The organism is Roseateles sp. DAIF2, from assembly GCF_015624425.1.
Classification (GTDB): Bacteria; Pseudomonadota; Gammaproteobacteria; order Burkholderiales; family Burkholderiaceae_C; genus Kinneretia.
Genome location: NZ_CP049919.1, coordinates 3,298,309 through 3,321,804, shown reverse-complemented (window position 1 = coordinate 3,321,804; position 23,496 = coordinate 3,298,309). Strand labels below are relative to the sequence as shown.

At 71.0% G+C, this 23,496-nt stretch carries 26 protein-coding genes; 10 read left to right on the top strand and 16 right to left on the bottom strand.

The window, feature by feature from the left end:
- The 9 genes from G8A07_RS15245 to G8A07_RS15205 form a co-directional block, all read right to left on the bottom strand.
- The gene (locus G8A07_RS15245) at positions 1 to 552 is read right to left on the bottom strand and encodes a cupredoxin domain-containing protein (protein WP_249937010.1); all 552 of its coding nucleotides are present in this window, start codon (positions 550 to 552) and stop codon (positions 1 to 3) included.
- Positions 553 to 589: 37 nt separating this feature from the next.
- Entirely contained in the window at positions 590 to 2,014 is a 1,425-nt protein-coding gene (locus tag G8A07_RS15240; protein ID WP_195792887.1) for a multicopper oxidase family protein, read from the bottom strand.
- 23 nt (positions 2,015 to 2,037) lie between these two features.
- Complete coding sequence (locus G8A07_RS15235; RefSeq protein WP_195792886.1) at positions 2,038 to 3,459, bottom strand: TolC family protein; 1,422 nt, start codon at positions 3,457 to 3,459, stop codon at positions 2,038 to 2,040.
- A 13-nt stretch (positions 3,460 to 3,472) separates the two neighbouring features.
- Positions 3,473 to 3,805 (bottom strand): hypothetical protein, encoded by a 333-nt coding sequence (locus tag G8A07_RS15230; RefSeq protein ID WP_195792885.1) that lies wholly within the window; start codon positions 3,803 to 3,805, stop codon positions 3,473 to 3,475.
- 102 nt (positions 3,806 to 3,907) lie between these two features.
- Complete coding sequence (locus G8A07_RS15225) at positions 3,908 to 4,330, bottom strand: hypothetical protein (RefSeq protein WP_195792884.1); 423 nt, start codon at positions 4,328 to 4,330, stop codon at positions 3,908 to 3,910.
- 41 nt (positions 4,331 to 4,371) lie between these two features.
- Positions 4,372 to 4,776, bottom strand: a complete 405-nt coding sequence (locus tag G8A07_RS15220; RefSeq protein WP_195792883.1) for a DUF4148 domain-containing protein — start codon at positions 4,774 to 4,776, stop codon at positions 4,372 to 4,374.
- Positions 4,777 to 4,886: 110 nt separating this feature from the next.
- Positions 4,887 to 6,209 carry a heavy metal sensor histidine kinase gene (locus G8A07_RS15215; RefSeq protein WP_195792882.1) on the bottom strand — a complete coding sequence of 441 codons (1,323 nt, stop codon included), beginning with the start codon at positions 6,207 to 6,209 and terminating at the stop codon, positions 4,887 to 4,889.
- The gene (locus tag G8A07_RS15210; RefSeq protein WP_195792881.1) at positions 6,206 to 6,892 is read right to left on the bottom strand and encodes a heavy metal response regulator transcription factor; all 687 of its coding nucleotides are present in this window, start codon (positions 6,890 to 6,892) and stop codon (positions 6,206 to 6,208) included. Before G8A07_RS15210 ends, G8A07_RS15215 begins: the two co-directional genes overlap by 4 nt.
- Positions 6,893 to 6,960: 68 nt before the next feature.
- A complete protein-coding gene (locus G8A07_RS15205) occupies positions 6,961 to 7,458 on the bottom strand; it encodes a hypothetical protein (protein ID WP_195792880.1) in 498 nt (165 codons plus the stop codon).
- Between the two features lie 155 nt (positions 7,459 to 7,613).
- Here G8A07_RS15205 and G8A07_RS15200 point away from each other — a divergent pair, with 155 nt between their 5' ends.
- Positions 7,614 to 8,450, top strand: coding sequence for a Crp/Fnr family transcriptional regulator (locus G8A07_RS15200; protein ID WP_249937009.1), 837 nt, complete (start codon positions 7,614 to 7,616; stop codon positions 8,448 to 8,450).
- Between the two features lie 296 nt (positions 8,451 to 8,746).
- Here the strand turns inward: G8A07_RS15200 and G8A07_RS15195 are convergent, their stop codons facing one another.
- Both G8A07_RS15195 and G8A07_RS15190 read right to left on the bottom strand, forming a co-directional pair.
- Complete coding sequence (locus G8A07_RS15195) at positions 8,747 to 10,816, bottom strand: PAS domain S-box protein (RefSeq protein WP_195792879.1); 2,070 nt, start codon at positions 10,814 to 10,816, stop codon at positions 8,747 to 8,749.
- Entirely contained in the window at positions 10,813 to 11,601 is a 789-nt protein-coding gene (locus G8A07_RS15190; protein ID WP_249937008.1) for a response regulator transcription factor, read from the bottom strand. Before G8A07_RS15190 ends, G8A07_RS15195 begins: the two co-directional genes overlap by 4 nt.
- A gap of 67 nt (positions 11,602 to 11,668) precedes the next feature.
- Between G8A07_RS15190 and G8A07_RS15185 the strand changes: the two genes are divergently transcribed.
- From G8A07_RS15185 to G8A07_RS15145, 9 genes are all read left to right on the top strand, one after another.
- Positions 11,669 to 11,992, top strand: a complete 324-nt coding sequence (locus G8A07_RS15185; protein WP_195792878.1) for a hypothetical protein — start codon at positions 11,669 to 11,671, stop codon at positions 11,990 to 11,992.
- Positions 11,993 to 12,079: 87 nt separating this feature from the next.
- Positions 12,080 to 12,541 (top strand): hypothetical protein, encoded by a 462-nt coding sequence (locus G8A07_RS15180; RefSeq protein ID WP_195792877.1) that lies wholly within the window; start codon positions 12,080 to 12,082, stop codon positions 12,539 to 12,541.
- A gap of 81 nt (positions 12,542 to 12,622) precedes the next feature.
- The gene (locus G8A07_RS15175; RefSeq protein ID WP_195792876.1) at positions 12,623 to 13,297 is read left to right on the top strand and encodes a hypothetical protein; all 675 of its coding nucleotides are present in this window, start codon (positions 12,623 to 12,625) and stop codon (positions 13,295 to 13,297) included.
- On the top strand, positions 13,282 to 14,061 hold the full coding sequence (locus G8A07_RS15170) for a serine protease (protein WP_195792875.1): 780 nt from the start codon (positions 13,282 to 13,284) through the stop codon (positions 14,059 to 14,061). Before G8A07_RS15175 ends, G8A07_RS15170 begins: the two co-directional genes overlap by 16 nt.
- An 86-nt stretch (positions 14,062 to 14,147) precedes the next feature.
- Entirely contained in the window at positions 14,148 to 14,744 is a 597-nt protein-coding gene (locus G8A07_RS15165; protein WP_195792874.1) for a hypothetical protein, read from the top strand.
- Between the two features lie 112 nt (positions 14,745 to 14,856).
- Positions 14,857 to 15,966, top strand: coding sequence for a DUF2169 domain-containing protein (locus G8A07_RS15160; RefSeq protein WP_195792873.1), 1,110 nt, complete (start codon positions 14,857 to 14,859; stop codon positions 15,964 to 15,966).
- Positions 15,967 to 15,974: 8 nt separating this feature from the next.
- A complete protein-coding gene (locus G8A07_RS15155) occupies positions 15,975 to 16,988 on the top strand; it encodes a hypothetical protein (RefSeq protein ID WP_249937007.1) in 1,014 nt (337 codons plus the stop codon).
- A complete protein-coding gene (locus G8A07_RS15150; RefSeq protein WP_195792871.1) occupies positions 16,988 to 18,145 on the top strand; it encodes a PAAR-like domain-containing protein in 1,158 nt (385 codons plus the stop codon). Before G8A07_RS15155 ends, G8A07_RS15150 begins: the two co-directional genes overlap by 1 nt.
- A 26-nt stretch (positions 18,146 to 18,171) precedes the next feature.
- Positions 18,172 to 19,116: a hypothetical protein gene (locus G8A07_RS15145; protein WP_195792870.1), complete on the top strand. Its 945-nt coding sequence runs from the start codon at positions 18,172 to 18,174 to the stop codon at positions 19,114 to 19,116.
- A gap of 65 nt (positions 19,117 to 19,181) precedes the next feature.
- Here the strand turns inward: G8A07_RS15145 and G8A07_RS15140 are convergent, their stop codons facing one another.
- From G8A07_RS15140 to G8A07_RS15120, 5 genes are read right to left on the bottom strand one after another with little or no spacing between them, the layout of a single operon-like run.
- Positions 19,182 to 19,628, bottom strand: coding sequence for a hypothetical protein (locus G8A07_RS15140; protein ID WP_195792869.1), 447 nt, complete (start codon positions 19,626 to 19,628; stop codon positions 19,182 to 19,184).
- Positions 19,625 to 20,620 (bottom strand): ABC transporter ATP-binding protein, encoded by a 996-nt coding sequence (locus tag G8A07_RS15135; RefSeq protein ID WP_195792868.1) that lies wholly within the window; start codon positions 20,618 to 20,620, stop codon positions 19,625 to 19,627. The genes G8A07_RS15140 and G8A07_RS15135 overlap by 4 nt, the downstream gene beginning before the upstream one ends.
- On the bottom strand, positions 20,586 to 21,626 hold the full coding sequence (locus tag G8A07_RS15130; RefSeq protein WP_195792867.1) for an ABC transporter ATP-binding protein: 1,041 nt from the start codon (positions 21,624 to 21,626) through the stop codon (positions 20,586 to 20,588). The genes G8A07_RS15135 and G8A07_RS15130 overlap by 35 nt, the downstream gene beginning before the upstream one ends.
- The gene (locus G8A07_RS15125; RefSeq protein WP_195792866.1) at positions 21,623 to 22,483 is read right to left on the bottom strand and encodes an ABC transporter permease; all 861 of its coding nucleotides are present in this window, start codon (positions 22,481 to 22,483) and stop codon (positions 21,623 to 21,625) included. The genes G8A07_RS15130 and G8A07_RS15125 overlap by 4 nt, the downstream gene beginning before the upstream one ends.
- Before the next feature lie 15 nt (positions 22,484 to 22,498).
- Positions 22,499 to 23,494 carry an ABC transporter permease gene (locus G8A07_RS15120; protein ID WP_195792865.1) on the bottom strand — a complete coding sequence of 332 codons (996 nt, stop codon included), beginning with the start codon at positions 23,492 to 23,494 and terminating at the stop codon, positions 22,499 to 22,501.
- Between the last annotated feature and the right edge of the window lie 2 nt (positions 23,495 to 23,496).

Here is a 23,496-nt window from a genome sequence, read left to right as displayed (position 1 = left end):
TCAATGCTTGTGGGCGCCATGGCCATCGGCCTTGGCTGGTTGGGTGGCGGCTTGGGTGGTGGTCTTGGCCGGCTTGCCGCTGGCGACCACCTTGAGCTTGCCGACCATGCCGGCCTGGTAATGGCCGGCGATCAGGCAGGCGAAGTCGAACTCGCCGGCGCGGTTGAAGGTCCAGGTGATCTCGCCGGTCTTGCCGGGCGCGACATGGGCCATATAGGGCTCGTCATGCTCCATGCCCGGATGCTTCATCATCATCTCGGCATGGGCATCGAGCTCCTTCTTGGTGCCGAGCACGAACTCGTGCATCACCTTGCCGTCGTTGCGGATCACGAAGCGCACGGTCTCGCCCTGGCGCACCTCGAGGCGGTCCGGCACGAAGCGCATCGCGTCGTTCATGCCGACCGTGATCGTGCGCCTGGCCTCCTTGGCCTCGGCGGCGATGCCCCAGTCCTTCTGCTCGCGCTTGAGCGGGCCGGCGTGGCCGCCCTCGCCATGGGCCGCGGCGCCGAGGCTGGCGCCCAGCAGGGCGATCGCGACCAGGGCCGCGTGCATGGATTTCCTTTTCATCATCATCATCGTCTCCATCGGGTCAATGCTGGTGCTTGCCGCTGCCGGGCTTGCGCGCGCGCAGCTCGGTGGTGGCGGACGGGGCGGTGGCGGGCTGCTGGCGCGGCATCGAGCGCCCGCCCTCGGCCGCGAAGCGCGCCGGCTCGGGCAGGGCGCCGGTCCATTCGAACGCGACCTCGCCCTTGGGATGCTGGTACCAGCCCGGATCGCGGTAGTCGCCGGGCTTCTGGTCCTTGCGCACCTTCAGCACGCTGAACATGCCGCCCATCTCGACGCCGCCGAACGGGCCCTGGCCGGTCATCATCGGAATGGTGTTGTCGGGCAGCGGCATCTCCATCTCGGCCATGTCGGCCATGCCGCGCTCGCCCATCACCATGTAGTCGGGCACCAGCTTGCTGATCTTCTTGACCACGTCGCGATGGTCGACGCCGATCAGGGTCGGCACGTCGTGGCCCATCGCGTTCATCGTGTGGTGGCTCTTGTGGCAATGGAAGGCCCAGTCGCCCGGCTCGTCGGCGATGAACTCGACCTGGCGCATCTGGCCCACCGCCACATCGGTCGTGACTTCGGGCCAGCGCGCGCTTCTGGGCACCGGGCCGCCGTCGGTGCCGGTGACCTCGAACTCATGGCCGTGCACATGGATCGGGTGGTTGGTCATCGTCAGGTTGCCGACGCGGATGCGCACCCGGTCGCCCTGGCGCACATTCAAGGTGTCGATGCCGGGGAAGACGCGGCTGTTCCAGCACCAGAGGTTGAAGTCCAGCATCGTCATGATCTTGGGCGTCGCGCTGCCGGGCTCGATGTCGAAGGCATTGAGCAGGAAGCAGAAGTCGCGGTCCACCGCGCTGATCAGCGGGTTCTTGGTCTTCGGATGCGTGACCCAGAAACCCATCATGCCCATCGCCATCTGCGTCATCTCGTCCGCATGCGGGTGGTACATGAAGGTGCCGGGCCGGCGTGCGACGAACTCGTAGACATAGGTCTTGCCGGAAGGGATGGCCTTCTGGTTCAGCCCCGCCACGCCATCCATGCCATTGGGCAGGCGCTGGCCATGCCAGTGGATGCTGGTGTGCTCGGGCAGCTTGTTGGTGACGAAGACGCGCACGCGGTCGCCCTCGACCACCTCGATCGTCGGGCCGGGGGACTGGCCGTTGTAGCCCCACAGATGGGCCTTCATGCCGGGAGCCAGCTCGCGCAGCACCGGCTCGGCCACCAGATGGAACTCCTTGACGCCCTGGTTCATGCGCCAGGGCAGGGTCCAGCCGTTCAGGGTCACGACCGGGTTGTAGGGCCGGCCGTTGGACGGCAGCAGCGGCGGCATCGTGTCGGGGCTGGGCTGCAGCACCGGCTCGGGCAGGGCGGCCATCGCCACCTTGCTGACCGCGGCGGCGGCCACGCCGGCGGTCACCGCGCCACCGGCGCGGAAGAAATCACGTCGGGAAACCATGGTTCTATCGCTCCTTGTTGCGATCAATGGGCGGCGGCCGCGGCACCCGCGACGCTGGGCGCGGCGGCGCCGGCCAGGCTGGGCTTGCCGATCAGGGCCATGTCGAGATCGGCCTGGGCGACCCAGAAGTCGCGCAGCGCCTCGATCGAGGCGTTGACGGTGCCGATCTGCGCGCGCGTGTCGGCCAAGAGCTCGAACACGCCGATGAACATGCCGTTGTAGCGCAGCAGGTTCTCCTCCGAGATGCGCTTGGCGGTGGGCACCGCCTCGTCGCGGTAGTGGCGCGCGATGTCGTAGGAGGAGCGGTAGGCCTGGTAGGCCTCGCGCACCTCGGAGCGCGCCTCGACCGCGGTCTGCGCCGCGCGCTGCAGGCTCTGCATATAGACGCTCTCGGCGCGCGCGACGCGCGCACCGCCCCAGTCGAACAGCGGCAGCTCGACGCTGATCTCGTAGCCGGTCTGGCGCGGGCCCTCGTTGCTGCTGTTGCGCGACAGCTCCAGCTCCAGCACGTTGATGAAGCGCGTGACCCGGCTCAGGCCCAGGTTGCGCGCGGTCGCCTCGCTCTGCGCCTTGGCGGCCTGCACGTCCAGGCGCTGCGACATCGCGAACTGCTCGATGTCCGGCCGGTCCTTGGGCTCGCCGGGCAGGTCGGCCAGGCGCTCGGGCAGGGTGAAGGCGGTCTGCGTGCCCCACAGGCTCAGCAGCCGGGTCAGGCGCTCGCGCGCGGCGACGCGGGCGCGCTCGGCGCGCGCCGTGTTCAGCGCCGCATCGGCGAAGAAGGCATGCTCGCGCGCCTGCTGCAGCCGGCTCCAGTTGCCGGCCTGGGCCATGCGCTTGGCCAGCTCGGCGCCGGCATCGGCCGCACCCTGCACGTCGCGCATATAGCTTAAGGTCTGCTCGGCCGCGACCGCGGTGTAGAAGGCCTTGCGGGTGTCGGCGGCCAGCGCCAGCATCTCCAGCGCCGTGCCGCGCTGGGCCGCGGCGAAGCGCCGGCTCTCGGCCTGGCGCGCCAGCGGCAGCGCGATCAGGTGGCCGAGGTCGAAGCCGAAGGTGCGCTCGATCTCGCGCTCCTCGCCCTTCTTGCTGCGGCCGAAGCTGAAGCCCGGGTTCGGCATGCGGCTGGCCTGCACCACCTCCGCCTCGACCACGCCCAGCGCATGCAGGCTGGCCTGCAAGCCGCGATTGTTCAGCAGCGCGATCTGCACCGCGCTGTCGGCGCTCAGCGGCTTGGCCAGCAGTTCGTCGACGCGCTTGGCGGCGCTGTCCTGCTCGGCCGCGCTGCGCGCCACGCCGACGCTCTGGCCCAGATGCTGCTCGGCGATCTTCTGCACCGGTTCGATCCCGCCGGTGCCGCTGAGGCTGGCGCAGCCGGCCAGCAGCCAGGGCGCGGCGATCAGCAGGGCCAGGCGGGTCGGCCGGGGGATTCGTTGAAAGTTCTTTTTCATCGCTGCCCCCGGCTCAATGCTTGTGGCCGCCATGGGCGGCGGAGGCGGGCTTGTCGGCAGCTGGGCCATCGGGTTGCTGCGCTTCCTTGGCATAGACGCGCCAACCGCCGATGCGGCCGACCCGCTCATTGCTCTCGACCCAGGGCGAGGGCGTGGTGTCGGCGTAGGGGCGGTAGCTGCCCAGCGCGGAGCGGTAGACCAGGGGCGGGACGGGGGCCTGCGCATCCAGCACCTTGGGGGCGGATGCGGCCGAGCCAGCCGAGTGGGAGGCGGGATGGGCCGCGGCGGGCGGCAGCAGGGTCGCGCTGGCGACCCCGGCCAGGCCCAGGGCCAGGAGGGATTTCATCGATGTGATCTCGCGTGAAGACGGGCGGGGCAGCGCACACCACGCCGGGGGGCGGGCGTCGCCGATCGCGCAACCCGACGGGGACGTCGGGGCTACGGCAGCTCAGACGAGATCGGTGCGGGGAGGTCGTTCCAGCCCGCCGGTCAGCACGCGGGCATGGGCCACCGGCACGGTCGCGACGGCGACCGGGGCGGGTGGCAGGAAATCGGCGACGGGCAGGCTGGTGACCAGCGCCGCCGCATTGCAGCAGGAGGCACAGACGCTGCAGGCGCCGGCATGGCCGCCGGGCTGCGCCTGCTCTTCGTCGCCGCTGTCCGGCGTGGCATGGTGCTGCGCGCCATGCTCGGCGCTGTCATGGCCTTCATGACCCTGATGGTCCATGGTGGCATGGGCCTGGGTCGTGACGAGCGGGCTCTGGTGATGCGCCGGGCCGCAGAGCATCAGCGCATGCGCGGCGTAACCCTGCAGGGGCAGGGCCATGGCCAACAGCCATGCCAGCATCAGGCGCCAGAGCTTGCTCGTCATGGGCGGGAGTGTAAGGGAAGAGTGAAAGTCCCGAACTGTTCTCAGCAGCTGCTGCGGTTGCCGGTCTGGCAACGCATGCTGCCATCTTCCTGGGCTTGCTTCAGCTCGGCCAGCACCTCGGCGCGGCTGCGGCCCGGGCCCTTGGGCTCGAACTCGGGCGCGTAGCTGGCCTCACGGTTCATCTTGGCCAGCGTGCCGTCCTTGCGCGCGGCTTCCAGCGCGGCCAGCACGTCGGCGCGGTTGGCGGTCGAGGGGCGCTCGAACTCGGGCGCGTAGCTGGACTCGCGGCTCATCTTGGCCAGGCTGCCGTCCTTGCGGGCGGCTTCCAGTTCGGCCAGCACCTCGGCGCGGCTCTTGCCGGCCGGGGCCTCGCTGGCCAGCGCGGGCAGGCTGGCGGACAGCATCAGGGTCAGGGCGATGACGGGGGTGAGGGGGCGCAGCGACATATCAGTACTCCTTGTTCCGTTGCGGCGGTGGGTCTCACCGTCGTGGCGCGGGTATCGCGCCATGGAGATCACTGTAGGCAGCGCCCCTCGACGCCAGCCGGTCGCGCGGATTACGGTTTCGTCATCGGCAGGCGCAGCCCGATACGGGTGCGGCCTGCGCCCGATTCGGCGAAGGCGCTTCCGCCATGCATGCGCGCGATCGCCGCGACGATGGACAGGCCCAGGCCATGGTTGCGGTCCGCTTGCGCGCGCGAGGGGTCGGCGCGGTAGAAGCGGTCGAACAGGCGCGGCAGGTGCTCGGCCGCGATCGCCGGCCCCTCGTTGGCCACCGACAGCTCCAGCATGCCGTCCGGCGCCGTCGCGATGTCGATCCTCACCCGGGTGCCTGGTCTTGCGTAGCGGGTGGCATTGCCCAGCAGATTGGACAGGGCACGGCGCAGCAGCCGTCCGTCCAGCGCCGCGGCCGCGTCGCCGCGCACCTCGGCGCTCAGCTCGGCCTCCTGCAGCGCCGCCTCGTGGAACTCCAGCACCTCGGCCGCCAGCGCGGCCAGGCTGGGCAGCTGCTGGCGGCGCGCGTCGCTGCCGCGGTCCGCATGGGCCAGGAACAGCATGTCGGCGACGATGCCGGCCATGCGGCGCAGCTCCTCGAGGTTGGAGCCCATGATCTCGCGCATCTCCAGCGCGTCACGGCTGCGCCGCAGCGCCAGCTCGCAGCTGCTGATCAGGGTGGCCAGCGGCGTGTTCAGCTCATGCGCCACGTCGGCGTTGAAGGCCTCCATCTGCCGATGGCTGGCCGCCAACCGGTCCAGCAGCGCGTTGAACTGGGCCACCAGCGGCTGCAGCTCGGTGGGCTGCCCCGAGCCGTCGAGCCGGCGCTCCGGGTCATGGCCGCCCAGGCGCTGGGTCTGCGCGGTCAGCTGGCGCAGCGGCGCCAGGCCGCGCCGCACCAGCCAGTAGCCGCCGGCCGAGACCCCCGCGGCGCCGGCCACCGCGGCCAGGGCCAGGGTCCAGGCGACGCGGCGCAGCAGGATCTGGTCGGCGCTGATGTCCAGCCAGGCCTGGGCGCGCACCGGCGCCTGGCCGGGCCGTGCGAGCTCGAAGCTCAGGTGCTTGAGCCGGCGCTCGGGCTGCGGTGCGGCGCGCTTGTCGAACAGCAGCTGCCCCTCGGTGTCGACCAGGAGCAGGCTCAGCTCGTTGTGGCCGGCCAGCAGGTCGCGCAGCTGCTCGTGCAGCTGGGCCGCGGGCCGGCCCTCGCCGACCAGCAGGCGGATCGCCTGTTGCTTCTGCGCCAGGGTGTCGTCCTGGCGCTGCGCCAGGGTCAGCGCCATCGCGAAATAGACCGCGGTGCAGACGGCCCCAAGCCCGACGATGGTCTGCAGCGCCAGCCAGCGCGACAGCTTGACGCCCAGCCCGTCGGTGCGCGCCAGGCTCACGGCGCGCGGTCCTCCAGCACATAGCCCATGCCGCGCACCGTGTGCAGCAGCGGTCGCTCGAAGGGTTGGTCCAGCTTGCCGCGCAGGCGCCGGATCGCCACCTCGACCACATTGGTCTCGCTGTCGAAGTTCATGTCCCAGACCTGCTCGGCCAGCTCGGTGCGCGACAGCACCTCGCCCTGGCGGCGCAGCAGCAGGCTCAGCAGATTGAACTCCTTGGCGGTCAGCTCCAGGCGCTGGCCGGCGCGCACCGCGCGGCGGCGGATCAGGTCCACCTCCAGGTCGGCCAGGCGCAGCTGGGTCAGCTCGGCGGTGCTGCGCGCGCCGCTGGCGCGGCGCAGCAGCACCTGGATGCGCGCGACCAGCTCGGAGAAGGCGAAGGGCTTGACCAGGTAGTCGTCGGCACCGCTCTGCAGGCCCTGGACCCGGTCCTCGACCTGGCCGCGCGCGGTCAGCATCAGCACCGGCGTGCTCTTGCTCTGGCGCAGCGCGGCCAGCACCGCGAGGCCGTCGATGCCGGGCAGCATGCCGTCCAGGATCACCAGCTGATGGTCGCCCTCGATTGCCAGGTGCAGGCCGTCGATGCCGTTGTGCGCGACCTCGACCGTGAAGCCTTCCTCGCCCAGGCCCTTGCGCAGGTAGTCGGCGAGCTTGAGCTCGTCCTCGATCAGCAGCAGTTTCATGCCGGCATTGTGCGGCCGCGGCCGGAAGGCCCGGATGACGAATTTGTCATCCGGCGGTCAGGGCCGGGTCAGCGTTCCAGCGCGTTGAGCAGCAGGGCTTGCACCAGATGCAGCTCGTCGTCGGCCCCGGCCGGGCGGAGTTCGCGCAGCTGCGGCAGCAGGCGCCGCACCGCATGGTCGGGCCGCGCCAGGCCGATGAAGACCGGCAGGCCGGTGCGGCGCTGCAGCGCGCGGGCGCGCTCCTCCGGCAGGCCCTCGCAGTCCACCGCGTCATAGAGCCGCTCCAGCAGGCGCAGCGCCGCCTCGGTCTGCTGCGGGGTGTCGGCCGCGTCGTCCAGCCAGGCGGCCGCATCGATGCGCGCCACCCGTCCGCCCAGCCGGGCGGCGGCCAGCTCCAGCGCGGCCAGGCCCGGCTCATCGGGCGTGCCGGCGCAGAGCAGCGCGATATTGCGGCCGCGCAGCGGCGCCGGTGCCGGCGCCTGGCCGAGTGCCAGCGCGCGGCGCAGCAGGGCCTGCTGGCCGGCCGGGGCGAGGGTGTCGATCGCGGTGGGAGGGGGGGCAGTCATGGTCGATCGCAAGGCTAGGGGCAAAGCGGCCGGCCGCCTTGAGCCAGGTCAACAAAGCCGCGCCCGATACGTGCCGGACACCATCCGTTTACCGAATGTCACCCAGGCTTACCCGCCGACATCGACGGTTCGTCGGCCGGTTCCACGCGGGACCGATGCTGAGCACATCGAACAACAAGCCCGCCTCCGGCGCCAGCACCATGCACCAAGCCATCGCCACGAACCGCCCCGCCACGCACCCCTTGCCCCGCATCGCGCCGCCCGCCGCCGGCCTGCCCGCCGAGGTGCCCAACGAGGTGCCCAACGAGGCCCAGCGCATCGCCGCGATGCTGGAACTGGTGGCCGCCAGCGTGCCGATCCAGCGCCGCGTCGTGCATGCCGGCGACCCGATCTACCAGGCCGGCGAGCGCTTCGGCCGCCTGCACATCGTCAATGCCGGCTTCTTCAAGATCGTCAACTGCGCGGCGGACGGCCGCGAGCAGGTGGTCGGCCTGCATTTCCGCGGCGACTGGCTGGGCTTCGACGGCATCGCCACCGGCCGCTACGGCTGCGATGCGATCGCGATGGACACCGGCGAGGTCTGGAGCCTGAGCTACGAGGCCCTGCTGCAGGCCTGCGCGCTGCAGCCGCGCCTGCTGAACCTGCTGCACCAGGCGATGAGCCGCGAGATCAGCCGCGACCGCGACTCGCTGCTGTCGCTGTGCACCCTGTCGGCCGACGCGCGGGTGGCGGACTTCCTGCGCTACTGGGCCGAGTCTCTGGCCCGCCGCGGCCTGCGCGCCGACCAGATCAGCCTGCGCATGAGCCGTGCCGAGATCGGCAACTACCTGGGCATGACGATCGAATCGGTCAGCCGCGCGCTCTCGCGCCTGTCGGCCAAGCAGCTGATCCGCTTCGCCGAGAAGGGCCGCCGCGACATCGAGATCCCCGAGCTGGCGGCGCTGGCGGCCTTTGCCCAGGGCGGCACGGCGGGGAGCCGTACCTTGCAGTGAGGTTGGCGGCTCTACTGCCGCTGCAGTCGACGGGCCATGCCTACGCTCGCCTCGCCATCCCCGCCGGCCGATTTCAGCCCCAAGGTCTTGATGCTGCTGTACGGCGTCAGCCCGCCGGCCTGGGCCCGTGGCGAGGGGGCGGTGCTGACGGCCTGGCTCGGCGCGGCGCTGATGGCCGGCGCGCTGGGCCGGTTCGCTGCAGATGCTGCTGATCGCGGCCAGCTACGGCGCCGCGCTGGCCGCGCTGCCCTTTGCCGCCGCCTTTTTCGCGGTCCGCCTGCTGGCGCGGCGCCTGTTCAGACGCCCAGCGCCGCCGCGATCGCCGCGGCCAGGGCCTCGCGGCTGAAGGGCTTGCGCAGCAGCGGGATGTCCTGCAGCGCAGGCTGCTCGGCGGCCAGCAGGTCGGCCGCATAGCCGGACATCAGCAGCAGCGCGCTGCCCGGGTGGCGCTCGCGCAGGCGGGCGGCCAGCTCGGTGCCGCGCATGCCGGTGCCCAGCATCACGTCGCTGAGCACCAGGTCGAAATCGGCGCCGGGTTCGGCCAGCAGCACCAACGCCTCCTCGCCGCTGGCGCAGGCCCGGACCTCGGCATCCCAGCCGCGCAGGAAGTGCAGCAGCACCTGCTGCACCTCGGGCTCATCCTCCACCAGCAGCACGCGCAGGCCCGGCGGCGGGGCCTGGTCGGCGCCGCCGCCGCGGGCCGCGGCCTCGTTCTCGTCGGCCGTGCCGCCGGGGAAGTAGAGGGTCACCGTGGTGCCGGCGCCGGGCGCGCTGTCGATCGTGATCGCGCCGCGCGATTGCTTGACGAAGCCGTAGGCGGTCGACAGGCCCAGGCCGGTGCCGCGCCCGGCCTCCTTGGTGGTGAAGAAGGGCTCGAAGGCGCGCTCGCGCACGGCCTCGGGCATGCCCTGACCCTCGTCGCTGACCGCGATCGCCACCAGCGGCAGCCGACCCGAGACCAGGTCCGGCTCCAGCTCGGCCGCCAGCGCCGCCGGCACCTGGGCGCAGCGCCAGGCGCGAAAGCGCAGGCGGCCGCCCTCGGGCATCGCGTCGCGCGCATTGATCGCGATGTTCAGCAGCGCCGATTCCAGCTGGCCGGCGTCGGCCAGCAGCGGCGGGCAATCGGCATCGGCGCTTTCCTCGATGCGGATGCGCTGGTCCAGGGTACGGCGCAGCATGCCGGCCAGCGAGGCCAGCAGCGCGCCGGCATCGACCCGACTGGGCTGCAGCATCTGGCGGCGCGAGAAGGCCAGCAGCTTGGCGGTCAGCTCCGCGCCGCGCCGCGTGGCGCGCATCGCCGCGGCCAGCATCGGCGGCGCCAGCTCGTCGCCCTCGACCGCGGGCAGGGTCTCCAGCACCTGCAGATTGCCCTGGATCACGGTCAGCAGGTTGTTGAAGTCATGCGCGATGCCGCCGGTCAGTTGGCCGACGCTTTCCAGCCGCTGGGCATGGCGCAGCGCCTCCTCGCCCTGGGCGCGCTGCAGGATGGTGGCCAGCAGATTGGCCAGCGATTCGAGGAAGCGCTGCTCGTCCTCGCCAAAGCGTTGCGGTTGGCGCGAGCGCACGACCAGGGCGCCGACGCAGCGGCCCTTGTCCAAGAGCGGCATGCCCAGGGCGCTGACCAGGCCGGCGCGGCGGTAGGCCTCGGGCACGACGAAGCGCTGCTCGCTGGCGTAGTCGGCCACGACCACCGGTCGGGCCTGCGTGATCAGGTAGTCCAGCGGCGTGCCGGCGCCTCGGGGCAAGAGCTGACCCTCGGCTTCCTCGTCCGTCAGCCCCTGGGCGCCGGCCACGCGCAGGCTGCGGCCATCCGGCTCCAACAGGTACAGCCGCGCCTGCTCGACCTCCAGCGCCTCGGCCGCGGCGCGCGGCGCCTCGCGAAACAGCAGGGCGGTGTCGCGCGAGTCGACCGCCAGCCGGCCCAGCTGCGCCACCTGCTCGGCATAGCGCGCGCGCTGCAGGGCCTGGCGCATGCGCGGGTAGGCGCTGATGTCGCGGATCGCCGCGACCACATAGGGCAGGCCCTGATCCTGCAGCGGGCTCAGCGCGATCTCGACCAGCACCTCGCTGCCGTCGCGGCGCTTCGCGACCAGCTCCATCTGCGTGCCCATCGGGCGCGGACGCGGGTTGCGCGCATAGGCGTCGCGGTAGGCCGCATGGCGCGGGCGGATGCTGTCGGGCACCAGCTCATCCACCGGCAGCCCGACCAGGCCCTCGCTGGCATAGCCCAGCAGCTGTTCGGCGGCCGGATTGGCGCGCACGATCAGGCCCTGGAAGTCGACCAGCAGCAGTGCGTCCGGGTAGGCGCTGAACAGCGAGCGGAACAGTGCTGGCTCGCCGCCCGGCGCGGCCGCGGTCCCGCTCATGGCCGCTCCACCGCCGGCACCAGCATGTAGCCGGCGCCACGCACGGACTTAATGATCAGCTCGCCGCCCTGCTGCGGCGCGCTGGCCTCCAGCTTGCGGCGAAGCCGGCCGACCTGCACATCGATCGTGCGGTCGAAGGGCCCGGCCTCGCGGCCGCGCGTCTGCTCGAGCAGGAAGTCGCGCGACAGCACCCGGCCCGGATGGCGAACGAACACCGCCAGCAGCTCGAACTCGCCGCCGGTCAGCGCGATCTCGCCCTGCCGCGCATGGTCGAGCCGGCGCGCCGCGGCGTCCAGGGTCCAGTCGAGAAAGCGAAAGCGCTCTCGCGCCTCGGCCGCCGGCGCTGCCACCGGCGCGGCCATGGCGAGCGGCGCGGCGGCCGCGGGCGGCGGCCCCAGCCGGCGCAGCACCGCCTTGATGCGGGCCAGCAGCTCGCGCAGGTCGAAGGGCTTGGTCACATAGTCGTCGGCGCCGACCTCCAGGCCGACCACCTTGTCGATCGGGTCGCCGCGGCCGGTGACGATCACCAGGCCGCAATGCCAATGCTCGCGCAGCTGGCGCGCGATCGCGAAGCCGTCCTCGCCGGGCAGGCCCAGGTCCAGCAGCACCAGCTGCGGCGCATCGCCGCCGGCCATCAGCGCCATCAGCGCGGCACCGCTGTGCAGCGGCGTGACGCGAAAACCCTGGGCGCGCAGATAGGTGGCGAGCAGGGTGGTGATGTCGGGTTCGTCGTCCAGCACCGCGATATGGGTGGGCGTGGCGGCGGCGGCAGGGGGCATCGTCATGGCCCGCATTGTGACCAGTTCCGGCATGTTTCTCGAGGTGGCAGGGCGATCCGTAGAATCCCGCCCCATGCCCCGCTGGCTGCGCCATTTCATCTGCTGTCTGCTGCTGCCCGCCTATGCGCTGGCGGCCGGCATGGTCGCGCAGGGCGCGGCCGCACCCGCGGCCCTGCAGGTGGAGGGCCATGCCTTCGCGCTGCCGGCGGACGAGCCCGGGCAGCAACTCCTGCTGCTGGAGCTGGGCGACACCTCGGACGACAACATGGCCGAGCATTGCGTGTCCAGCTCGGCGCTGCCGCAGCCGATGGCGCTGCTGCGGCGCCAGGTCTTGCCCGTCACGTCGCTGCCGGCGGGCCGCTGCGCGGTGCCGCTGCTGCGGCCGCCGCAGCGCTGAGCGGCTCCAGCCTCTTTCCTCCATTTCCTGCTGGCGGCGGCCCGGATGCCGGGCTGCGCCATGCCTGGCTGTCTCTTACTTGAATCCATGAACGACGAATCCCTTCCCCGGACCGGCGGTCGGCGCTCCGCGCTGGCCCTGCTGGCCGCGCTGCTGTTCGGCTGCGCCGACGGCTATCCCGACCAGGATGCCGCGCTGATCAGCCCCTTCGACATGAGCCAAAGCCAGCGCCTGGCCGCGCTGAACGGCCTGGGCCGCGAGGCCCGCGGCGAGCGGCGCGGCTGGCACTATGCGCTGGAGAGCGGCTGCCGGCTGCGCACCGAGCTGCGCCAGCGCGGCGAGGACAAGCAGACCGGACGGCATGCGCTGGTGTCCGCGATGGAGGTGCTGCTGCAGTTCGACAAGGCCGCGCGCCGCTACGAGCTGTTCCTGACCGCCGACGCCAGCGAGGCCGCGCCGCGCCTCGCCCGGCTCTACGACAGCGCGCGCTGGACCGATGCGGTGCAGGCCCGGCTGCTGCTGCGCCTGCTGATCCGCGACTGCCGCTGAGCCAGGGGACAGCGCGGCGGCGGACGGCGCCGCGCCGCTGCGGTCCAATGCGCCCATCGCGGCTGCAGGCTGGGGTGGACGATGAGCATGACGATGGCGCTGCAGGTCTTCTCCGGGCTGGGCATCGGCCTGTGGCTGGGGCTGCTGGTCGGGCTGTCGGCCTCGCCGGTGGTGGCGGTGCTGGTCGGCGCACTGGCCAGCCTGCTGTCGGCCCTGGTGCTGCCGGGCTTCGGCAGCGGCAAGGAGGGCGGCGGCAAAGCGCCCGATGGCCCGGCCGCGCTGGCGCGCGAACGCGGTGCGGCGCTGCGCTCCGGCACCCTGGGGCTGGCCGGCGTGCTGGGCCTGGGCGTCGGCCTGTGGCTGCGTACCCATGACAGCCTGTCGCAGCCGCCGCGCACGCCCGCCGAGCGGGTGGCCGAATGGACCGCCGCCGGCATGGCGCGCGGCCAGGCGGTGCAGCTGGTGGCGCTGCAAACCCTGGGCCCGGCCAGCGCGGCCGCGTCCGGCGCGCTGCGCGGCGATCCGGCGCTGAGCGGCCGCACCCTGCTGTTCGGCGATGCCAACAGCACCGGCCCCTGCGAGGCGCTGGCGCCAGCGCGCTATGCCAGCGTGGCCGCCGCGGCGCAGGCTTATACCGCCGCCCAGCAGCCGCAATGGGCGGCGCTGGCCGAGGCCTTGCAGCGCCGCCTGCCGGACGAGGCCACACGCCGCGCCGCGCTGGGCGCCGCCGTGGAGGCCGCGTGCGGCGCGCGCTGATCCTCGGTGGCCTGGGCGGGCTGGCCGGCTGGCGCCTGGCCGGCGCGCAGCCCGATGCGGGGCTGCACCGCGCCAGCCCCTCGGTGCTGAAGGTCGAGGCCGGCGGCCAGGCCAGCACCGGCTTCGTCTGGCCGGATGCCGATCATCTGGTGACCGCGCTGCATGGCGTCGACAACGCCGGCCCGCTGGTGGTGCACGAGGTCGATGCGCAGGGCCGGATCCGCGCCTCGCGCCAGGCCATGGTGGCGCGGGTGCTGCGCGATGCCGACCTGGCGCTGCTGCGCCTGGCCCAGCCGCTGGGCGGCGGGCCGCTGGCGCTGAGCCCGGCGCCGCCGGCGGTCAAGAGCGAGCTGGATGCGCTGGGCTTTCCGCTCGGCATGCCCAGCGCCACCAATGTCGGGCTGCGCGTGCGCTTCGGCGGCAGCACCCTGCGCAGCATCCTGCCGCCCAAGCTGCAGGCGCGGGTGGCCGACTACCCGAGCCTGGCGCTGCCCATCCTGAGCCTGGAGGGCAATCTGGTGCCGGGCATGTCCGGCGCGCCGCTGCTGGACGGCGCGGGCCGGGTCGCCGGCGTGGCCGACGGGGGGCTGGAGGAGGGCGCGGTGGGCATCTGCTGGGGCATCCCGGCGGCCCAGCTGGAGGCGCTGCGACAGAGCCCGGACCGCCAACTGCCGCGCTCGGGCCGGGTGCGCGAGCTGTTCTCCGCCGACCTGGCGGCCGATGTGCGGCCGCTGCCGGCGCTCGGCGAGGGGGCCTGCGCCTGACCCGTCTGCGCCGGCGCAGCTTCAAGCAGCTGGCCGCCAGCGCCGACGACCAGCTGGGCCTGGCGCAGCTGGCCGGCTTCTTCACGATGTTCCAGCCCGAGGCCTTCCAGTACGACATCTACCAGGAGCTGCGCTCCGGCGCCACCGTCGCGGTGCCCGAGGGGGCGAAGCTGAGCCCGCGCGCCGACGGCTTCATCGAGGCCGCGCTGGGCGACCCGCGCTATGCGCTGCTGATCCAGCTGCTGGGCAGCCAGAACGCGGCCCAGGCACATCGCCAGGCCGAGGCCTTCGAGCTGGCGCTGGCAAGACCTGGCCCCGGCAAGCTGCTGCAGGCCGATCCGCAATGGAGCTATCTGCGCCCGCTGCAGCGCGGGCCGGTGCTCGTCAACCGCAAGGCCTATGCCCGCTTCGCCCAGCAGGGCGCGATGCTGGTCGGCGAGCAGTATTTCTTCGAGACCGTCGCGACCAACGGCCGCAGCTTCCTGGGTGTGGCCGCGATCAACAACGACGTGACGCCGGCCACCCTGATGCTGGAACAGGCCTGCGGCATGGGCCAGCCCGACCCGCGCTGCCAGCAGGCCTTCCGCTCGCGCCGGCTTTGGGCGCAGCTGGTGCTGGGGACGCAGTTCTCGAGCTTCCCGCTGAATGGGGCGGGGTTGGGAGGCGAGCAGGTGCAGGGTTGACCCGGGATCCCGTGATGACCTTGTGCACTTTGCCGCGCTGCAGCGCTCACCTACCGTGGGGTAACGGACGTCGGACGGACCGGCGTGGAGCGCATCAATTGGGCGGCAGGGCATGGAGCTGATCAACGCGACCCGCATGGTCGCGGGCTACACCATGGGGCTCGACCCCAGCGGCCGCGAGTCGCTGGTCGTCGTCATCAAGGGCAGCTTCGTGCTGCCCAGGGCCGGCGAGCAGGTGCGGCTGCATGAGGAGCAGCAGCCGCTGGTGATGGCCGATACCTTCACCGGCGAGCCGGGCCTCAGCGCGCCGGTGTACGAAGTGGACTTCGCGCCGCGCAAGCGGGCCTGCGATGTGCTGTTGCTGGGCAGCGCTCATGCACCGGGTGGTCGCCCGGCGACCCGCGTCGAGGTCGGGCTGCGCCTGGGGCCGATGCTCAAGCGCTTCGACGTGGTCGGCGATCGCGTCTGGCATGGCGGCCTGGGCGGCATCAGCGCGAGCGCGCCCGAGCCCTTTGTGCAGATGCCGATTTCCTATGACCGGGCCTTTGGCGGGGTGGACCAGGAGTCCGACGACCCGGCGGAGCATGACGCCTACATGGCCAACCCCGTCGGCCGCGGTTTTCGCAAACAGCTGAAGAACGCCTGGGTGGACGGAAAACCCTTGCCCAACACGGAACGGAGCGGCGAGGTGGTGAGCTGGCCGAGCGGCGAGTACCAGCCGATGGCCTTCGGGCCGCTCGGCCGCGGCTGGACCGGGCGCCGCGCGCATGCCGGCACCTACGACCAGGCCTGGCTGGACGAGGTGTTTCCCTTCCTGCCGCGGGACTTCGACGAGCGCTACTTTCAGGCGGCACCGGTCGACCAGCAGGTGCCGATCGCCAAGGCACCGATGGAGGTTGCGCTGGCCAACCTGACCCCCGACGGACTGCGTCGGTTCGTGCTGCCTCATTTCGAGGCGCCCGTGCATGTGTTTCCCAGGCGCGGCGAGCGCGAGAACCTGACGGCCATGCTCGACACCATCGTCTTCGAGCCCGATCAGGAGCGCTTCACGATGAGCTGGCGGGTGGCGCGTCCGCTGAAAAAGAATATGTTCGAGATTGCGCAGGTGCTGGTGGGGAAGAAGGGGCGGGAATGGTGGCAGCAGCGCGAGGAGGTGAAGTTCCCGATCCCCGTGGTGATGGTGCCGATGCGGCGGGGGCCGCGGGAGGCGCTGGAGTCGTGAACCCGCCCTTGGCCATCCTGAGCACCGGGCTCGTGACCTCGGTCGGGCTGAGTGCGCCGGCCTCATGTGCGGCAATGCGAGCCAAGGTGACGAACCCGAGTCAGACGCGCTTCATGGACTCGGAAGGGGAATGGATCATGGCGCACCAGGTGATGCTGGAGCAGCCATGGCGCGGCCTGGAAAAGCTGGTACGCATGGCGACCATGGCCGCCGAGGAGGCCTTGATCGGGGTGCCGAAGGACGAGTGGTCGGGCATCCCCATGCTGCTTTGCGTCGCTGAACGCGAGCGTCCCGGCCGCATGGATGGGCTCGATGGAAGGATCTTCGAGGACATCTGCCAGGCGCTGGGCAGCACATTTGCGGCGGAGTCGGCGATCGTGCCGCATGGGCGTGTGGCGGTGGCGATGGCATTATCGAAAGCCCGAGAGCTTGTCTGGCAACAAGGGTTCGCTCATGTGCTGGTCGTCGCGGTCGATAGCTTGCTGAACGGTCCGACCTTGGACCGCTTCGAACGGCAGGACCGATTGCTGACGGGCGTCAACTCCGACGGATTCATGCCGGGCGAAGGCGCCGGGGCCTTGCTGGTGGGGCGGCCAGTGAAATCGTCGCCCTGCCTGACATGCATCGGTATCGGCTTGGCCATGGAAGAGGCGACGCAGGGATCGGACAAGCCTTTGCGCGCGGATGGCTTGAAACAGGCCATCGAACTCGCACTTGCCGAAGCGGGGCGCGAAATGCATCAGATGGATTTCCGGGTGACCGATCTGTCGGGTGAGCAGTACGGCTTCAAGGACGCCACCTTGGCTTTGTCGCGCACCCTGCGGCAGCGCAAGGACGAGTTCGATACCTGGCACCCCGCGGAATGCACGGGTGAAGTAGGCGCGGCGGTCGGCGTTGCGGCCTTGGCCCTGGCCGATGAGGGGAGTCGCAAGGGCTATGCGCAAGGCGCGACCATCCTGGCCCATATGGCAGATGACTTCGGCTCGCGAGCGGCGCTGGTCCTTCACTTCGGAGCGAGTTGATGGCGAACCAGGTCTATGCCAATGGCAGGGAGATTTCCTGCAAGGCGGCGGACGGCAAGTCCATCGCCGCATTTCCGGACGTCTGCTTCACGCCGCCGCAAACACCGGCGACACCACCCGGGGTGCCGATCCCCTATCCAAACACGGGCCTGGCATCCGACACGGCGAACGGTTCTTCGAGCGTCAAGATCTCCGGGAAGGAGGTCATGCTCAAGAACAAATCGCATTTCAAGAAGAGCACCGGCGACGAAGCGGGTTCAGCTCCGAAGAAGGGCGTGCTGACCTCGCGGAACAAGGGCAAGGTGTACTTCGCCGCGTGGTCGATGGATGTGAAGGTCGAGGGTGAAAACGTCGTCCGCCATCTGGACCTGACGACGCACAACCATGGATCCCAGCCCGGCAACACGGCCCCGTGGACCTATGCCGACCGGATGGCACTAGGCCAGAGCACCGGCGCCTGCTCAAGCGAAACCGATGCGGTGAAACAGGCCTGCGGTGAAGACCTGGATCAGAAGGCCACTTGCCCGCCCGAGGCCCAGGCGCTTGCCGATGCCAGATCGGATTTCGCCCTGGCCAATGCGGCCGGCATGTCGGCCGATGACAAGAAGGAGAAGCGAGCCAACATCCGTCGGCTCGAGAAAAAACTGGGAGGTGCGACGCAGCGCCCCTGCCAGCGCGCATTGAGGTGTTTTCTGACGCCCTATGACAGCGGCCATTGCTGTCCAGGGCAAACTCCCGATCACCTGATCGAGGTCAAGTGCATCGTCAAATCGGGAGGAGATCGAGACAGTGGCGAGAAGCTGCCGGGCTGGGACAACTACGACGCCAGCAAAGCCCCCTGCATTTGCGCGGAAGGCGAAGCGGCAACGATCAGTACGCATGGCGTGCTGTCTGCAAGACGCAAGGTCGCCATGCAGGCCCGTGGTTCGGGCCCGATGAGTCTTGATGAAGCGGCAACGATAGGGGCGAAGTCCGCATCCAAAACCTTCAAGGGGTGCTCGGAGTCCTGCATCAAGGCGCAGCTGCTTGCCTATCACCAGCAAGCCCAGAGTGATCCGAATGCGACGATGCGCCCCTCCTCATACGGGATGGGGAACTCGACCAAGGCCAAGCAGGGCGTACTGAAGCGGTCCGCCACGCTGATGAACGATCCTTGAACTTGAAGCAAACCAGGCCCAAACAGATGCAATCCAGCGATCAAGCACCCAAACCCCGTCAGATTCCCGGCATGACGCTCGTGTCGACGGCTCTCGTCGGACCGGCGTGCGGCGCGCTGATCACGTCGGTGGACGAGCTGTTTCAGGAGCGCGAACCCAATGGCGTTCTCACCTGGTTCCAGGCGGGGAAGATGAAATCGATCGCCGTCGAGTGGAACGCGTGTTCGGTGACGGTGCGGCAAGAAGGCTCAGCTCCGAAGGCGCTTTATCTGGGAGAGGGCGGGCAGCTGGTGCAGTTTGACGGGCAGGCTTTCCTGGACCTGCCCTCGGTCAGCGCCAGGGGCCTGGCCGGACCCTTGCGCTCGATTCGAACGGTTGGCGCCCGCTGCACTCTTGCCGTGGGCACCGCGTTGCAGGTCTACCGAAGCGACGACTGGGTTGATTGGCGCTCGGAAGCCATTCCCCTTCTACCGGGTGTGCAGGCTGTCGATCTTGGCTTGGAGTCGCTGGCGCATTTCTCGGAAGACGAGGTTTACGCGGTGGGGTGGGAAGGGTTGCTGTGTCAGAGAAGCAAAGGCGAATGGCAGCGCATCGACTCGCCCACCAACTGCGACCTCTTTGACATTGCCTGCGCCTCGGACGGCGTTGCCTACGCTGTTGGGGACCAAGGCACGGTGATTCGGGGGCGAGGCTCCGTCTGGACGGCCATTGAGCATGGGGACACCGAGGAAAAGCTCTGGGGTGTCGCCTGCCTCGATGGCCGAGTGTTCATCGCAAGCATGAACCTCCTGTATGAGCTGGTCGGCGAGAACCTCGTTCCCGTTGAACCACCGGACGACGAGGTGTTTCCGTCTTCCGTCTACAGGCTGACCGCAGCCGGCAGCACGCTGTGGTCCGCCGGCATGAAGGAGCTGTTTGAGTTTGACGGCTCGAGGTGGACGCCGCTGCTGAGCTTCTTCGGCGCCGAGTGATCTCGCCTGCGATCGCCGCCGGTGGATGACGAGGTCTGAAATGTCCCGATAGCTGTCGTTTCCGCTCAGCAGCCGTCATCCACCAGCAGCCCCGGATCGAACCACCGGATGCGCTCATCCTGGTAATAGCCGCCGTACTCGGTGTAGCGCAGGAACAGCCGGCCGCAGCAGCGGCTCTGCCAGAGCTGGCTGCGGTTGTAGGGGGCATGGCGGGGCGCGATCGGGGCGCGTTCGGACCAGAGATGGGTGCCTTGCGGGTGGTATTCGCGCGTCGTCGGCTCGGTCGCGTTTTCCTCGTCGCCATCGCGCGCGGGCGTCGCCAGATTGCCGATGCACAGCAGGCTGCGGTGGTCGAAACCGGCCGGCAGCGATTCCCAGCCCGGCTGGCGCAGCGGCACGCAGGCCTCGCAATCCTGTGCGGGGGCGGCCGCGCCCAGGGCGCGCAGCGTGGCCAGGTCCAGATGCGGCGGCGGAGCGGTCTCGCTGCTGCTGATACTGCTGTTCTTGCTCATGCGGCCAGGGCCTCCCTCGTCTTGTCCGCGGATCGTAGCGGCTCGGCGGGATGATGGCAGGCCACCAGATGCTCGGCCCCGTCGCCCTGCAGCGGCGGCGCGACCTGGCGGCACAGCGCGGTAGCCGAGGGGCAGCGCGGATGGAAGGCGCAACCGCCGGGCAAGGCGCCGGCGCCGGGCAGCTCGCCGGCCAGCGGTGCGGCCTGGCGGCGTCGCGCCGGATCGGGCACGGCGGCGATCAGGGCCTGGGTGTAGGGATGGCGCGGCGCGGCCCAGAGCCGCTCGCGCGGCGCCGACTCGACCACCCGGCCGAGGTACATCACCAGCACTCGGTCTGCGAAGTAGCGCACCACCGACAGGTCGTGCGAGACGAACAGGTAGGACAGGCCGCGCTCGCGCTTCAGCGCCGCCAGCAGGTTCAGGATCTGGGCCTGCACCGACAGGTCCAGTGCCGAGACCGGCTCGTCGCAGACCAGCAGCTCGGGCTCCAGCACCAGCGCGCGCGCGATGCCCAGGCGCTGGCGCTGGCCGCCGGAGAACTCGTGCGGGTAGCGCTGCAGCGCGCTCCGCGGCAGCCCGACCTGGTCCAGCAACTGCGCGATGCGCGGCCCGCGCTCGGCCGGGCGGGCGATGCCATGGGCGGCCAGCGGCGCGCCCAGGATCTCGGCGACGCGCTGGCGCGGGTTCAGCGAACCGAAGGGATCCTGGAACACCAGCTGCGCACGCCGGCGCCAGCGCCGCAGCGCGCCGCCACTCAGCGCGGCCAGGTCCTGGCCGTCGAATTCGATGCGCCCCTGCTGCAGCGGTTCCAGCCGCAGCAGGGCGCGGCCCAGGGTCGACTTGCCGCAGCCGGACTCGCCGACCAAGCCCAGGGTCTCGCCGCGCGCCAGGCTCAGCGAGACGCCATCGACCGCGCGCAGCGGGGCGCTTCGCGGGCGCGGGTAATGGACATGCAGGTCATGCGCCTGCAGCAGCAAGGGCGTGGCGTTCATTGGGCGTGATCCGGGTGAGCGGGAAATGGAGCGCCGGCGGGCAGGCCAGCAGGCGGCCGTCGGCGCCAGCCTGTTGCTGCAGCCGCGGCGCCGGCGCCTGGCGGCAGGACGGGCGCGCCTGGTCGCAGCGCGGCGCGAAGGCGCAGCCCGGCTGATCGGGCGCGGAGGCGATGCTGCCGGGGATTTCGGCCAGCGGCCCCTGGCGGTAATGCAGGTCGGCGCCGGCCAGGCGCGGCGAGGCGGCCAGCAGCGCGCGGGTGTAGGGATGGGCCGGCGCGGCGAACAGGGCCTCGGCCTCGGCCTGCTCGCAGGCGCGGCCGGCATACATCACGACCACCCGGTCGGCCCATTGCGCCACCAGGCCCAGGTCATGGGTGATCAGCAGCAGGCCCATGTTCAGCTCGCGGCGCAGCCGGTCCAGCAGGTCCAGCACCTGCGCTTGGATCGTCACGTCCAGCGCGGTGGTCGGCTCGTCGGCGATCAGGAGGCGCGGGCCGCAGGCGATCGCCATCGCGATCATCACGCGCTGGCGCATGCCGCCGGAGAGCTGGTGCGGGAAATCGTCGACGCGGCGCGCCGGGTCGGGGATGCGCACCAGGGCCAGCAGCTCGATCACCCGCGCCCGTGCGGCGCGCGCCGACAGGCCCTCGTGGCGGCGCAGCACCTCGGCGATCTGGCGTCCGATGCTCAGCACCGGGTTCAGGCAGCTCATCGGCTCCTGGAACACCATCGCCAGCTCGCGGCCGCGCAGCGCCCGCATCTCGCGTTCCGGCAAGGACAGCAGCTCGCGGCCCTGCAGCCAGACCCGGCCGCCGGCCAGGCGCACCGCCGGCGGCAGCAGGCGCATCAGCGCCAGCGCGGTCAGCGACTTGCCGGAGCCCGATTCGCCCACCAGGGCCAGGGTCTGGCCGGCCTCCAGGCTGAAGTCCAGCCCCTGTACCGGCGCAAAGCCGGGCAGGGCGAGGGTCAGGTCTTGCACCTGCAGCAGCGGGGCGGCGGCGCTCATCGCGGCACCCCGCCGGCCAGGCGTGGATTGAGCGCGTCGTTGAGCCCGTCGCCCAGCAGATTGCAGCCCAGCACGGTCAAGACGATCGCCAGGCCCGGCGCCGCGCTCAGGTACCAGGCGCTGCGCAGCAGCTCGCGGCCGGCGCCGATCATGCTGCCCCAGCTGACCACGTTCGGGTCGCCCATGCCCATGAAGGACAGGGCCGATTCCATCAGCACGGCCGAGGCCACCATCACCGAGGCGGTGACGATCAGCGGCGGCAGCGCATTGGGCAGGATCTCGCGCCAGATGATGCGGCCATGGCCGTAGCCCAGGCAGCGCGCGGCTAGCACGAAGTCCTTCTGGCGTAGCGCGCGGAACTCCGAGCGCACCAGCCGCGCCACCGCCGGCCAGCTGACCAGGCCGATCGCGACCACGATGGTCTCGACCCGTGGCCCGGCGATCGCCACCAGCACCACCAGCAGGATGAAGCTCGGCACGGTCTGCACCAGCTCGATCAGGCGCAGCAGCACATCCTCGATCCAGCCGCCGAAGTAGCCGGCGCTGGCACCGACCACGAGGCCGATGCCCAGGCCGATCGCGGTGGCCGACAGGCCCACCAGCAGCGAGACCCGCGCGCCATGCGCGATGCCGGCCGCCACGTCGCGGCCCAGCGAATCGCTGCCCAGCGGATGGTCCGCATCCTGGCCGGGCCAGAGGAAGGGTCGGGTCACCATGTCCAGCGGGTCGCCGGGAAAGGCCCAGCCCGCGCCCAGCGCCAGCAGCAGCATCGTCAGCAAGAGGGCCGCGCCGGCCAGCGCGTTCGGATTGGCGGCGAAGGCGCGCCAGGCGCGCGGGGGGTGAAGAGATTGACTCATCGTCGGGCTCCCGTTTCAGCGCAGCTCGATGCGCGGGTCCAGCCAGGCCTGCAGCAGGTCCACCGCGGCATTCATCGCGATCACCAGCAGCGAGGACAGGCACAGCACACCCAAGAGCACCGAAAAGTCGCGGCTCTGCACCGACTCGAAGGCCAGGCGCCCGAGGCCCGGCCAGCTGTAGACCGTCTCGACCACCACCGCGCCGCCCAGCAGCCCGGCCATGTGCATGCCGGCCATCGTCGTGACCGGCAGCAGCGCGTTGCGCAGGATGTGCTGCAAGGTGATGCGCCAGGGCGCCAGGCCCTTGGCGGCCGCGGTGCGCACATAGTCCAGCGAGGCCACCTCCAGCATCGCGGCGCGGGTCAACCGCGCATAGATCGCGACGAAGAACAGCGCCAGCGACAGGGTGGGCAGCAGCATGTGGCGCAGCCGGTCGCTCCACCAGGCCCAGCCCTGCAGCTCGACGCCCAGGGTGCCGATGCCGCCGCTGGGCAGCCAGCCCAGCTGCACCGAGAACAGCACGATCAGCATCAGCCCGACCCAGAAGCCCGGCACCGAATAGAACAGCAGCACCAGCAGCGACAGCAGCCGGTCCGGCCAGCGGCCGGCATGGCGCGCCATCACGGTGCCCAGCGCGATGCCGGCGGCCAGCGCCAGGCCCAGCGCCGCCAGCATCAGGCTCAGACTGCCCAAGAGGCGCTGGCCGATCAGGGTCGACACCGGCAGGTTGAAGCGCGGCGAGAAGCCCAGGTCCAGGGTGACGATGCGGCCCAGGTAGGCGATCAGCTGCTCGCCCAGCGGCAGGTCCAGTCCGAAGCGCTGGCGCAGCGCGGCCATGGTCTCGGCGGTGGCCGAGCCGGCCTCGGCCGCCAGCACCGAGGCGGCGTCGCCCGGCGTGTAGTGCAGCAGCAGGAAGTTCAGGGTCAGCACGCCCGCCACGGTGGGCAGGGCCTGCCAGCCGGTGCGGCGCAGCGAGCGCGCCACCCGGCCCCAGGAAGATGAGAAAGCCATGG